Below are 13,406 nucleotides of genomic sequence, written 5' to 3'. Positions count from 1 at the left end.
AATGATTTATCACCACATTGTCATTCGAAAATACTTTGGCAAGTGGTAAAATTAATTTGCAAAAATCAAAACCAATGATTTACTTTGTATTTCAAAGTGCTTTTTTATGAATGAGCAACAACAATCCCTCCAGGACCTTCAGCAAATAAAACAGATGATGGAACGCAGCAGCCGTTTTATCAGCCTTAGTGGTTTAAGTGGTGTTGCTGCCGGCTTATGTGCGTTGGCAGGTGCATGGTTTGCTAATGATGTTATACTTGCAAGCGGGGGGCCATCTGGCGCAAGGGCTATCATTAACAAAACCCTTGAAACAGAAACGATCCAGGATTTTATGGGGCACCGGTTGTTTAAAATTGCAGTGATCACTTTTTTTGCTGCATTGTTATCTTCTTTTTTATTTACTTACCTCAGAAGCAAAAAAAATAATATCCCTATGTGGGGTTATTCTTCTAAAAGGCTTTTAATAAATGTGGCCGTGCCAATGATAGCAGGTGGCATTTATTTGTTCAGGCAAATGCAGTTTGGAAATTACGGATTGATAGCGCCTGGCTGTTTGATCTTTTACGGGCTTGCTTTAGTAAATGCCAGTAAGTACACATTGAGTGAAATAAGGTACCTGGGTTATTGCCAGATTTTATTGGGTATAATTAATTGCTGGTTTGTTGGCTACGGTGTATATTTTTGGGCGGCAGGTTTTGGTTTGCTGCATATCATTTATGGTATTGTGATGTGGTACAGGTACGAAAAAAATAACGACTAGTTGTAATGAACTTAATTGAAAACTTAAATAAAATTTTTGACAGCCGTATCCGCCTGGGCATTATGAGTGCGCTGATGGTAAATGAACAATTAAACTTTAATGAACTAAAAGAGCTTTTAAGTATTACCGATGGCAACCTGGCCAGTCATTTAAAAACCCTGGAAGAAAGTGCTTTTGTAAAAGTGCAAAAAGGTTTTATTGGCAGAAAGACCAACACCACGTACTCAATTACCAAGGCAGGAGAAAAAGCTTTTAAGACACATTTAACAGCATTGGAAAAAATGATTGGCTCTATGAAATAATTTTTTTTATACTTTTACTTTGAAATACAAAGTACTTTTAAAAACAAAAAACAAAATGGAAACAGAACCCACCCTTAGCTTTTGGCAAAAAAACAAACTGGTGCTTAAATCTTTTTTTATCGCCTTTTTAATTCTTGCACTCCTTATTCCCACTTTTTTAATAATGTCCCTTGTTACTGACCGCAAAGACAGAAAACAGGAAGTAACCAAAGAGATCAGCAACAAATGGTCTGCAGCACAAACCATTACCGGCCCGTTTTTAATTATACCCTACACCGAAAATGACATCAGCAACGGCAATGCAGTAACAGTGAAAAAAAATCTATTCCTGATGCCTGAACAATTGAACATCTCCGGCACAATAGAACCGGAGATAAGATACAGGAGTATTTATAAAGTACCTGTATTTACTGCAAAGCCGTTACTGTTGAATGGAAAGTTTGCCAAACATAGTTTTACTGCGGTTGGTGTAAATCCTACGGCAATAAAATGGAGTGAGGCAAAACTCTGCATTGGTATATCCGATCTTAAAGGTATCAAGCAACAAAGTATTAAATGGAACGGGCAACTACTGAACATGGAAGCCGGCGTGCCAGATAACAGTGTCGTCTCTCAGAGTATCTCTGTACCTATGCCGCTTGATACTTCTTTTATTGACAGCGAAAATAATTTTTCCATACAACTTACTTTGCAAGGCTCAGAAAAAATATACTGTACACCGCTAGGCAGCAACACTACTGTACATTTTTCTTCTTCATGGAGTAATCCTGCTTTTGATGGAAAATATTTGCCCGATACAGAACGTATCACTCAAAAAGGTTTTGAAGCGGATTGGAGTATCTCACAATTTAATCGGGATTTCCCTAAAATATTTAATGGTGCAGGTACTGCCGCACAGTCAGTAAAAGAAAGTGCATTTGGTGTAATTCTTTTATCACCTTTTGATGCCTATGCTCAAACCATGCGTTCGGTTAAATATGCTATCCTTATAATCGCACTTACTTTTTTTGCTTTATTTTTTACGGAGATCTTTCAACGCAAACCTGTTCATCCTTTACAATACATTCTAATTGGAATGGCATTAGTAATATTTTATATCCTGCTGCTTTCTGTTTCAGAATATATTCAGTTTCCCTATGCTTATCTTTTGGCATCAGCAGCAACAGTGCTCTTGTTAAGCTGGTATACCAAAAGCATTTTTAAAAAATGGAATGTGGTTTTAGTTTTTGCTGCATTACTTTCTGCACTATACCTGTTTATTTATGTATTGATTCAGATGCAGGATAACGCATTATTATTTGGCAGTGTTGGCCTCTTTGTATTACTGGCAGCAGCGATGTATCTCAGCAGAAAAATAGATTGGTTTGGTTTTGATAAGAAAGCAGCTATCGTACAGCAACAATTATAACGCTAAAACAATTACAATGAAAACATCTCAGGAATGGATCACTTACTTTAATACTAACCTGCAGGAAAAAAGGATTGACTGGTCGCAGGCTCCTGCCATAACAAAAGAAGAACTTAAGGCAGTTTTAAAATCACTACAGGCATGGCAATTGGGCGAAACATCGGAAGGAAAAAACTTGATTAAGGCCAGTGAAAAATATGCGGCTAAACACGGCGATGTTTTATATGTAGATGCGATAAAATTATTTATTAAAGAAGAACAGAAGCACGGCAATAACCTGGGCAGGTATTTGGATGCCATCGGCCAGGCAAGGATTAAAAAAAACTGGGGCGATACTTTATTCAGGAAGATACGCTATCTGAATGCCAGTATGGAAATGTGGACAATTGCCGTGATCACGGTGGAAAGCGCTGCACAAATTTTTTACCAGGCATTGAAAGATGCTACGCAGTGTTCGCTGCTGAAAGAAATATGTACAGATATTTTAATTGACGAAGCACCGCATATCAAATTTCAGCAGGAAAGGCTGGCAAGGATATTTAATGCCAAGACTATGGCGGGTATGGCCATATCCTATTATGGCTATAAATTTTTTTACAAGGTTACCTCTTTGGTAGTGTGGCTGGCACATAAAAAATTATTTAAAGCGGGCGGTATTGATTTTAAAAAGTACTACAAAAAAATGAATATGAAACTGGAGAAAACAGTCGGGAGGTTAAAATATGGAACGAATGAAAATGAATTTGTTCCATCTTATCGCCCAACAATATAAAAGTTATGGATAAGTATTTAAGAGCAATGTCGATATATGCAGGTATCTGGTTTTTTGCATCGCTTATTAATGCAGGCATTAGTACTCTTTATATTATTTTATCCTCTCATGAAGTGAATGGTATAATGATTATCTTTTTTTTCTTATCAGTATTTTTCTCCTTTCTCCTTTCAATACCTGTTTTATTTATTGCCATGATATTGTCTCTTTTTCTTCTAAGGATTAAGGCCTGGCCCAATGCATTTCAATTGGTATTACTGGTAACTTTTGTTGTTGCAATAGCAGGTGCTGTATTTTTTAAAGATTTTCTAACTGAAATTAATAGTACCCCTCTTTTTTTATGTATTTCAATTGTAGTATCTGCTGTAAGTGCAGTGATTATATTTCAGGATAAATTAAAAGCAATTGATACTATGGAAGAATAATTTAAAAAAAGATTCAAACAAATTGTTTATGAAAATTTTAATCATCAATCCGCCGCATTTATCAATCGGAAGCAGGATGCCACGGGAACACCTGCCTCCATTAGGATTGTTATCTGTAGGCGGGCCATTGATTGATGCCGGTTATGAAGTGCAATTACTGGATGCAGAATTCGGGCCCTTAAAATTCTCTACCATTGTTGAAGAAGTAGCGCATTACGATCCTGGTATCGTAATGCTGGGGCATTCCGGTTCTACTTCTGCACAACCTATAATAAATGATATTACCAAACTGATCAAAGAAAGAAATCCTGCTGTAACAATTATCATTGGTGGCGTATTTCCTACTTACCACTGGAATGAGATACTGGAAAAAAATCCACAGATAGATTATATAGTTTGTGGCGAAGGAGAAGAAATTACATTAAACCTGGTAAATGCCATTGCAAATAAACATTCACTTGAAACGATTAAAGGATTAGCATTACGTGTAAACGGCATACCATTAAAAACTGTCGCTGCAGAAAATATTAGAAACCTCGATCAGTTTCGTATTGGCTGGGAACTGATGGACAAGTACAATTATACTTACTGGGGAAAACGAAAAGCAGTGGTGATACAATTTTCAAGAGGTTGCCCTTACCCCTGTACTTATTGCGGCCAAAGTTTATTCTGGAAAAAATGGCGCCACAGAGACCCACAATTATTGGCCGATGAAATTGAAATGCTGCATTACAGGTATGGTATTGAAGTGATCAATTTTGCAGATGAAAATCCATCTTCTAATCCCAAAGCCTGGCGAGAGTTTTTAGAAGCATTAATTGCAAAAAATCTGAAACTCATTTTAGTAGGATCCATTCGTGCTGATAATATTGTACGTGATGCTGATTTTTTACACCTGTATAAAAAAGCCGGCTTTGAAAGATTTTTATTGGGCATTGAAAATTATGATGAAGTAGTACTGGAGAAAATAAAAAAAGCCGGTACCATTTCAAAAGATAAAGAAGCGATACAGTTGTTAAGGAAGCATGGCATTTTATCAATGGCTACTTATGTGGTGGGGTTTGGAGAAGAGAAGACGAGAGATTTTTATAACAGCCTTAAACAATTACTGGCTTACGATCCCGACCAGGTGCAACTGCTTTATGTAACGCCTCATAAATGGACGCCTTATTTTGAAGATGTAAAAGACAAGGAAATAATTTTAACCGATCAGCGCAAATGGGATTATAAACACCAGGTAATTTCAACACGGTATTTAAAACCTTCTACTGTTATCATTTATGTAAAGCTGATAGAAATTATTATGCAAACCAGGCCTAGTGCCGTTATACGTTTGCTGTTTCATAAAGAAGCAAGATTGCGTAGCGCTATGCGATGGTACACAAGGATCGGCCGGAGGGTTTGGTTTTACGAATTGTACCAGTTTTTCTTTGTGACCAAACTGGTAAAAAATAAAATTAAGATGCATGAGTTCTGGACATAAAATAATAAAATCATTTGCTTTTGCATGGAACGGATTAAAAACTTGTTTTATCTCCGAGACCAATTTTAAGATCCACCTGCTGTTGGCCGTAATTGCCATATCATTTGGTATTGGATTTTCTATATCCGGTACCGAATGGTTGGCATTAATTTTTTGCATTGTTTTTGTTTTAGTGATGGAAATGATCAACACTGCAATAGAAAAAATATGTGATGTAGTGCATAAAGATTTTCATCCCGGCATAAAAAAAATAAAAGACATAGCTGCAGGTGCCGTCCTGGTTGCTTCCGGCGGTGCATCAATCACAGGACTTGTTATTTTTCTTCCTAAAATAATTATCTACATCAAATCATTTTAAAATGAAAACAGATATTTCCTTCTCTAAAATATTATTGGCATTTTTTGCTTTTATTGGTGTAATGATAGCCGTACGCTTTATCTATTCCGATGGCCACGGGTTTGTATTTTTAATATGGAATTTATTTTTAGCATGGATACCTTTTGCTATCAGTGCTTCCTTTAAAAAAATGAGGACTGCAGGTAAATGGAAACAAGTATTAGTGTTTGCGGTGTGGCTTATCTTTTTTCCGAACGCACTGTACATTGTTACCGATCTGTTGCATATCGATATGGAAACAACTATTCCCAAATGGTATGACGTAGTATTGTTATTTACTTCATCCATAACCGGTTTAATAATGGCCTTTGTTTCTTTATTGAGAGTAGAAAAATACCTCTCTTACAAATTCAGTAATAGCAAAGTACATGTAATGATGATCGCCATTTTATTTATAAGTTCGTTTGGTGTTTACCTGGGCAGGTTTTTACGCTGGAACAGTTGGAATATCATCAGCGACCCGGTAAGTTTATTGTATAGCATTGCACAACGTTTTATTTTTCCTTTTCATTATTTGCAAACCTGGGGTATTACTTTAATGTTGACGACGCTTTTTTATCTGCTTTATCTTGTTATCAGGTGTCAGGACGGCTCTAAGCCGTCAGACACCTGATGCTAAAAGGGTCAAGACGGTTAAAAACCGTCAGACCCTTTTAAAAGATCTTCTTCAACAGATCATCGGGCAACTCTTTATAACTATCTGATAAAAATGTTTTTTCATTGATTGCAAAAAGAGAAAATGCAAGCGCTTTGTTACATAACCTGCCATTCCTTAATCCGGCATAATCTGCAAAAGAGCTGAACTCCCAATCTTCCAGCCTCCTTACCAGGTTTGCTTTAAAAGGATTTTGATGTGTATATTGAAAAGTTGTGTAGCCGTAATTTTTATCTCCGTCTGTAATACATTTGGATTTTGTTTTTTGCTGAAACAAATTTCCTGTGGTATTATTTTGTTTATTGATTCCTTGTGTATAACTGCTAAGCAAAAGCCTTATCCCTTCTGTTAAGGCATTAATCTCAATTGGATTTTCTTTTACAATTTTTACGGTAGCAATATTGGCATGAAGTAAAAAGTGAAAATGATTGGGCATCAAACACCATGCAAGGATGTCGCAATTAGGTTGAATGTGTTTTTTTACTTTTGTTAAGAAGTATAAATAATTATCTCTATTGAAGAAAATAGGTTGTTTGTTATTGCCACGGTTATAAATGTGGTACAGATTGGAAACCTCAAATTGCATAGCTGGTGTAGCATTTACAGTTAAAGGTTTTTACAGGTAGGTTTATGCAGCTTAGGTGTCAGACGGTTTAAAACCGTCACGACACCTAAGTCAAGGGGTCTGACGGCCTGGAGCCGTACTGACCCCATTAAAAATCTAATCCCATAGCAAAATACATTATGGGTTTGCCTTTAAAGAAACCACTCATTGGCCAGCCGGCATCAAACTTTAAAAAATAACCCAGCAATGTACTTCTGGCACCAAAGCCGTAACCTCCTGCAAAAGGACCTACACCACCGGCTTTAATTATTACTGTTACATTATTATCGAGATTGGTGAAGTAAGTGCTTGGCCTTTTAATAGAATTATAACCACCGTTCCATGCGGTACCAAAATCTGTAAATTGTATCAATTGAAAATTACGCAGAAACGCATTGTTGATCGGGCGCTTTAATAAAGTACTGAACACTGGTAACCTGAATTCGCTATTGATCACCACTGCATTATTACCATTCGCCACGTTTTGTATATAGCCCCTCATGTTTACTGCAAGGCTTTGGAAAGCATAATCCTGGTCGTTAGCAACCGGCGTGCTGCTGTTATAATATCTTTCTTTGATCAATGCACCGGTGGTGTTATCAATTTTTTGATTTTGTCCAAACATCAACCAGCCATCTACTCCCCCTAAATAATAGATCATCTTTTGATTACCCCAGCTAAAATCACCCGCTGCTCTTCCTGCCCAGATAAAATTCTGGAAAATGGGGTAGTAGTAACGGGCATCAAAACCTAAATTAAAGGTTTGTGGCCCATCGGAACTCACCAGTTTATTTACCTGGTAATTCCAGTCGAAATAAGCTTTGTACCGTAAGCCATTCCAGATATTCATGGTTGGGTTAAGGGTGTTATCATAAACGTATTCAAGATGCGAAACAGAATACAGCTTCTTGTTATTCGGGTAAGTCAATGAAAAAGGATCTACACCACTGATCACATCTTTGTCAGACCTGATGCCTGAACTGAAACGGATGCTTTTATGAATGTCAAAAGGATAAGTAACATTGGCCTGGTATAAATTGGTAAACGACCTGCCCGGATAGCCAACCGTACCACTGGTATCCGTAAACGTTACAGTTTCCACATTCCTGTAATAAGAAACACCCCAGTCAATTCTCCTTTTTAAATTTTGATAATTGGCAAACCATTCGTTGTCTTTTAAATTAGTGGAAATTTTATAAGCACCGGTTATCTTCACATCTTCCATTAATTCAGAAGTACCAATTCTTGTAAGTCCGTTGAGCGGTGTAGAAGAACTAAGTCTAATTGGTCCGGATTGCTTAGCACCACCAAAAGCCTGGTAGCGGTTCACCAATACTGAATTATTAAAGCCGGCCGATCCGCTTTCAACATAAAATTTTGGTGGCTTATAAGGATATAATTTTATCGCTTTTAAGATGGCTGCATTTTCAGATTCCTCTATCGCATCAGCTGCTTTAGCGGCAATGGCAGCGCTATCCGGTTTTTCTTTCGCAAATTCACTTTGAAAAAAATCATCTTGTTTCTTAGCGGTATCAGCAGGTGGTGTACCTGAAGTTCTTAAACCTTTTTCTGCATTGGCAATTTTATATTCCGCCATTTTCTTCTTCATGTATTCCGTTGGTGGTACGGTAATATTGCGGCGGCGCAATGCATCTTCATTTATTTTTAATTTATACAATACTTTTTCATCACTCTGCCTGGTTACTTCACTTACCTGGTTATTATCGCCGGCAATTCTTGTTTCGTACAATTTGCTTTCGTAATTACTTATAGGAAATGTATAGGCAGAATCTGCAGACACTGCAACCACTGCAACAGAATCCACATCTGTTTTCTTATATAGTTTTAAAGTACTGTCTACTTGTTTTGGCGTTGGGTTGCGTAAAATTTCGCCGGAGATCAAAACCAGTGTATCCAATCCTTCTGCCTTGGTAGTAAAGAAACCTGCATAGCGGTTGCCAACGCCATTCTCATCACTTACAAACGTAAAGTGATTTTGATTGTACTGCATCGGCGAACGGGCATCGCCATATTTTAAATGGGATAACTGTGTGATCTGGTTCAGCTCGGGCTTATCGCCAAAGTTGGTGATTAAAAATACATTGTAATGATTATCGCTGGGTAAAGAAGTATCGCCGCCTTTTGCAGTTGCAGTAGGCCTGTTACTGGCAAATAAAATACCAGTTTTATTGGGGAAGGCTGCAAAGGAGGCATCACGATCGTCGTACACATCGTTGGTAATTTGTTTTACTTTTTCTTTTTGCAGGTCTAATGTAAAAATATCAGTATGGCCATCTTTAACTGCAGTAAGTAATAATGTATTGCTGTTATTGATATAGCTGATGTCCTGTACCAGGTCAAACTCTTTGGTAAGGTCTAATTTGTATTGTTTTATTTTAGTAACAATATCGTACACAAACATATTGATCTTTCCTTCGGTAGTGTACAATACAGTTATTCTTGTTCCCTTAGGATCCCATGCCATTAAAGGATAGTTAGGATTGATTTCATTTTTATAACTGCGAACGCCGTACTTTAATAAGGTTTTGTTTACATCCTCATCATTGTAAATAACCCTTACAATACCTTTTTTGTATTGCATTACCACATATGAATTGTTGCGTTTATTGGGGTTTACATTAAAGCGGAAATAATCCAGGCGTTTATTCACGTCAAAGCCTTCTACATAACTTCCTTTTGGATAAGCTTTTCTCCGGGCAATGTCATTATAATATTTATCGTTTTCATATTCCATAAAATCAGCCAGCACATCTTTAAATTTCTTTTTACAAACCTGCATGCAGGCTTTGTTTAAATTTTTGTAGATACGGGCCAGGTATAATAAATAGGTAACGTTTTCTTTTTTATACTTTTCTTCAATGTAATACCAAAAACCATGACCGGCAATTTCAGGCCTGGCAAAAACAAAGCGGTTAAAATTTTTGTAATCGCCGCTGAGTATCTCACTTTTTAAATCATCATCAAGATCGGTGCTCCAGTTTTCGGCCAGGTAGGCAACATAGCCATCGGTAAGCCATTTGGGCAGGTCCAGCAATGCCTGGTTGCCGGCAACTTCACCAAGGTCTTCGCCAAATAAAACATTATCAGTTAATACCTGTGCTATACCTGTTCTTATCTGGTGGCGTAGTTTGTAATGGTCGGCATCAAAATAAACCACCATTTTATTGTTCACCAGTTTGGTGGTGCCTGTGGTGTTCTGCCAATCGGTACCTAACCCTATATTACTTTGTACCATATCGGCATAACTGTTGTACAATACAATATTGGCACGGCGCTGTAAACTGTACTCTGCTGCAGTTTCAATCTGGGGCAATTCTTTTTCGGCGCTTTGCGCAACAAATTTTGCCAGTTCCTGTCCGCCCTGATTATAGTAAACATTAAAATTTTTGGTTTGATAATACTGCCATTTGAATTTTTTAAACTGTACCCTGTTTTTGCCAAATTCTACTGCATTTACCTGCGCTTTAGAGGCGATAGGCAACAGGCAACAAGCAAATACAAAAAGAGTAACAAACAATTTGCCTTTGGCAAATATGTTTTTTTTGTAACCAGCTGTAGTATTTTTATCTGGCATCGTTAGTGTCGTCCCGATATATCGGGATACGTTATACCTTTCTTCAACTTTTTTAGAAGTGCTGTTGGCCATAGCATTCGTCGGTATTTTCATATCATCTTTATTGAACTGTATCAGTAATTATTTTTCTAAATTTTCTTTTTAACCTCTTCCCGTTATTTCAGGTGGTTTGGGTAAAGTGGTCTTACTTTGTGTAAAGTATGATTTATACCTTAAAATTAGTTGTTTTGTAATAAATTATGCCAATCAAAATTATACCTGAATGTTAAAAATAGCCTCCTTTGTTTTCAGTCCCATACAGGAAAATACGTATTTATTGTATGATGAGTTTAATAATTGCGCCATTATTGACCCTGGTTGTTACTTTGATGAGGAAAAAGAGCAATTGGTGGGGTTTATAACAAAGAACTTTTTGCAACCCAAAATGCTGCTCAATACCCATTGCCATTTAGACCACATTTTTGGTAATAAATATATCGCTGAAACCTACGGTTTAGTTGCTCAGATCCATGAAAAAGAAAAGGCGGTGCTGGAATTTGCCCCTACCAGCGGCCTGATGTATAATCTTCCTTTTGACAACTATGCAGGCGAATTCATTTATTTAAAAGAAGGGGATACCATTACTATTGGCGAAGATGAACTGAAGGTGATTGAAGCACCCGGCCATTCCCCGGGGCATATTTGTTTTTATTGCGCTACACAAAATTTTTTGATAGGGGGGGATGTGTTGTTTAACCATAGCGTTGGCCGTACCGACCTGCCTGGCGGCAATCATGAACAACTGATAAAAAGCATTAAAGAAAAATTGTTTGTACTACCCGATGAAACGGTGGTGCTCAGCGGACACGGGCCTGCCACTACTATTGGCGAGGAAAAACAGTTTAATCCTTATGTGCAATAAAAAATAAAATGGCAGCAGCGGTAGCAATAAAATAATTTTATATGGTTAACAAATTGGTATAAAAAAACGTCGCCAACTTGTTGGCGACGTTTTTATGTGCTGTGGTTTTTTATCTTACCGCAGCATTCGGGTCATTGTCTGCAACATTTTTTACCCTGTTCCACCCGGCTTGCAGCGTGCCTGATTTACCTTCTCCCAGCCCTGCTCTGTTTATAGATATTATTTCGCTGCCATATTCAAATCCAATTTCTTCTGAAAGGGTTGTACAACCATTAGGGCAGGTGTTCGTCCACGCCATAGTTCTTATGCCTGCAAGTTTATAAATGTATTTTGCAAAGATGATATTTTGTGGGGTTACAAAAAATACTTCCACTGTTTTAAATGGGGTGCCCGAGCAGGAATTTTGCATTAAAGTTGGTGTAAGGGCATCCATTGTTTTAATAATATGCATATCGTTAAAAGTAATTTTACCTGCACCTGCTCCGTTTGTAGTGGATACAATACTTAAAGTTTGTTCTATATCGTTTTTAAAAGAGGACACTTTAATAAATTGATTGCTTGACGGATCAAAATTATTGCCTTTTAATTCTGCTGAATTTTCAGGCATACCACTTGTAGTAAGTACTTGCCCGCTAAATTCTGTTAATCGTATATAGGTACTAAATTGTGCATTTGCATTGAGGCAAAAAATGGTGAACAAAAGCACTGAGGATAATAATTTTTTCATGATATGTTTTTTTATAATTAAAAGTTTATTAAAAAAATTAAGGCTTATTATATTCAGTAATTATATTCCACCAAACTTTATTCTGGTGCGCCTGCCCCGTTACAAAAGCATACCAATAATCTTTATCCTTACTTTTTATTTTTTCGGCAAGTACAGGTTTATCAGCAACGATATTGCTCACTTTTTTTTCGAAATCGGGTACAAACTTATTATCGCTGAACTGGTATATTTTATCATTGGTGGTATTGGGCAGTTGTACAAAATATACCAGCACATCTTTGTATTCAATATAGTTCTGGCCATTTTTTGTACTGGTGTGGTTTAAGTATTCATACATGGCCATTTTGCTATCTGCCGGTGTCAACCGTTTTACAATGGTCTTTTTTAATGGTGTATTGATGGCGCCTCCGGCACCTAAGAATTTTGGTTCGTAATAACTATCGCCCATTTGAAAACCTTTGATTTCACCTGCTTTATAAAACTTTGCTTTTTTAGAACCGTTTTCAAAAAAATGAATGCCGATCTCGTTATTAAGGCTCCAGTCTTTTTTGCCCAATAATAATTTGCCGTATAAAACAATGGAGTCGTTAATGAATAATGTAGCTTGTTGTGCATAATCTTTGCTGATGGCCTGGCCGGGTTCAATAGTTACAGGACGATTAGGATCTATGTTAATGGCTACATTGGCAGTATTGTTATTGCCAATGTTGGTTTGATTGCTCAAGTGATACAATGAAACAGTATTGCCATCTGACGTATAGGCACCGGGCGGCTGAAAATTAGCCGTATATCTTGCCACGTTTGAAATTCTTGCATCACCAAATGCGGATTGCGAAAAGAAATTAGTGTTATTAAAATTGCCTGAAAAATTATGATCCAAAGAAGCGCCACCAAATGTGAGCGGTGCACTGTTGGTTATCAATTGCCTTCCCGAAACTAAGGAACCCACAATATTTCCATCAACATATAAATTAAGAGTCTGCCCGTTATTTACTGCCGCAATATGGTGCCAGAAATTATCATTCACACGAATGCTGGTAGATAAAAATTGCTGATCGGTATTTAAATTAGAAATGCCTTGATACATACCGATGTAACCATTGTTGATGGTGATACCAAGATCACCGGAGTTGTTGCCATTGGTTTCGTTGCCAAAGAGATAAGGACGTTGCCAGTAGGTATCATTGCTTTTGGTATTACTCGTTTTAACCCAAAACTCCACAGTAAAAATGGATGCACCATTAAGCAAACCGTTTTGTGTTTTTGTAAATGCGGCATTGTTATTTTGTGCCAAAATTTGATTGACGTAAAATAAAATAATGAGTAAGAAATATTTTTTCATGTTTGTATTTTTTGTTCACACAACTAAAACAGCCC

Annotated in this window: 13 protein-coding genes; 9 read left to right on the top strand and 4 right to left on the bottom strand. The window is 37.1% G+C overall.

Annotated elements, in window-relative coordinates; genetic code table 11:
* Window positions 1-106 precede the first annotated feature (106 nt).
* The 8 genes from ACQ334_RS08040 to ACQ334_RS08005 are packed head-to-tail and all read left to right on the top strand — an operon-like array spanning window position 107 to window position 6,160.
* The gene (locus ACQ334_RS08040) at window positions 107-760 is read left to right on the top strand and encodes a hypothetical protein (protein WP_430987672.1); all 654 of its coding nucleotides are present in this window, start codon (window positions 107-109) and stop codon (window positions 758-760) included.
* 5 nt (window positions 761-765) lie between these two features.
* The gene (locus ACQ334_RS08035) at window positions 766-1,062 is read left to right on the top strand and encodes a winged helix-turn-helix domain-containing protein (RefSeq protein ID WP_430987671.1); all 297 of its coding nucleotides are present in this window, start codon (window positions 766-768) and stop codon (window positions 1,060-1,062) included.
* 55 nt (window positions 1,063-1,117) lie between these two features.
* On the top strand, window positions 1,118-2,470 hold the full coding sequence (gene creD, locus ACQ334_RS08030; RefSeq protein ID WP_430987670.1) for a cell envelope integrity protein CreD: 1,353 nt from the start codon (window positions 1,118-1,120) through the stop codon (window positions 2,468-2,470).
* A gap of 16 nt (window positions 2,471-2,486) precedes the next feature.
* Window positions 2,487-3,242: a ferritin-like domain-containing protein gene (locus ACQ334_RS08025; protein ID WP_430987669.1), complete on the top strand. Its 756-nt coding sequence runs from the start codon at window positions 2,487-2,489 to the stop codon at window positions 3,240-3,242.
* Between the two features lie 5 nt (window positions 3,243-3,247).
* Window positions 3,248-3,667, top strand: a complete 420-nt coding sequence (locus ACQ334_RS08020; protein WP_430987668.1) for a hypothetical protein — start codon at window positions 3,248-3,250, stop codon at window positions 3,665-3,667.
* A 28-nt stretch (window positions 3,668-3,695) separates the two neighbouring features.
* Window positions 3,696-5,150, top strand: a complete 1,455-nt coding sequence (gene bchE / locus ACQ334_RS08015) for a magnesium-protoporphyrin IX monomethyl ester anaerobic oxidative cyclase (RefSeq protein WP_430987667.1) — start codon at window positions 3,696-3,698, stop codon at window positions 5,148-5,150.
* Window positions 5,134-5,508 carry a diacylglycerol kinase family protein gene (locus tag ACQ334_RS08010; protein ID WP_430987666.1) on the top strand — a complete coding sequence of 125 codons (375 nt, stop codon included), beginning with the start codon at window positions 5,134-5,136 and terminating at the stop codon, window positions 5,506-5,508. The genes bchE and ACQ334_RS08010 overlap by 17 nt, the downstream gene beginning before the upstream one ends.
* Window position 5,509: 1 nt before the next feature.
* Window positions 5,510-6,160 carry a DUF1361 domain-containing protein gene (locus tag ACQ334_RS08005; protein ID WP_430987665.1) on the top strand — a complete coding sequence of 217 codons (651 nt, stop codon included), beginning with the start codon at window positions 5,510-5,512 and terminating at the stop codon, window positions 6,158-6,160.
* A 40-nt stretch (window positions 6,161-6,200) separates the two neighbouring features.
* On the opposite strand, the gene ACQ334_RS08000 is transcribed toward ACQ334_RS08005, so the two are convergent.
* Together ACQ334_RS08000 and ACQ334_RS07995 are read right to left on the bottom strand one after the other, a co-directional pair.
* Window positions 6,201-6,788, bottom strand: a complete 588-nt coding sequence (locus ACQ334_RS08000; protein WP_430987664.1) for a transposase — start codon at window positions 6,786-6,788, stop codon at window positions 6,201-6,203.
* A 127-nt stretch (window positions 6,789-6,915) separates the two neighbouring features.
* Entirely contained in the window at window positions 6,916-10,494 is a 3,579-nt protein-coding gene (locus ACQ334_RS07995) for a hypothetical protein (RefSeq protein ID WP_430987663.1), read from the bottom strand.
* Between the two features lie 169 nt (window positions 10,495-10,663).
* Here ACQ334_RS07995 and ACQ334_RS07990 point away from each other — a divergent pair, with 169 nt between their 5' ends.
* The gene (locus ACQ334_RS07990) at window positions 10,664-11,302 is read left to right on the top strand and encodes an MBL fold metallo-hydrolase (protein ID WP_430987662.1); all 639 of its coding nucleotides are present in this window, start codon (window positions 10,664-10,666) and stop codon (window positions 11,300-11,302) included.
* A 109-nt stretch (window positions 11,303-11,411) separates the two neighbouring features.
* On the opposite strand, the gene ACQ334_RS07985 is transcribed toward ACQ334_RS07990, so the two are convergent.
* Window positions 11,412-12,029, bottom strand: a complete 618-nt coding sequence (locus tag ACQ334_RS07985) for a type VI secretion system tube protein Hcp (protein ID WP_430987661.1) — start codon at window positions 12,027-12,029, stop codon at window positions 11,412-11,414.
* A 37-nt stretch (window positions 12,030-12,066) separates the two neighbouring features.
* Window positions 12,067-13,371 (bottom strand): LamG domain-containing protein, encoded by a 1,305-nt coding sequence (locus ACQ334_RS07980; protein ID WP_430987660.1) that lies wholly within the window; start codon window positions 13,369-13,371, stop codon window positions 12,067-12,069.
* Window positions 13,372-13,406 lie beyond the last annotated feature (35 nt).

This window comes from Ferruginibacter sp. SUN106, from assembly GCF_050611765.1.
In the GTDB taxonomy this organism is placed as follows: domain Bacteria; phylum Bacteroidota; class Bacteroidia; order Chitinophagales; family Chitinophagaceae; genus Ferruginibacter.
Note: the sequence above shows the minus strand (reverse complement) of the source record. Positions and strands in the feature narration are given on the sequence as shown.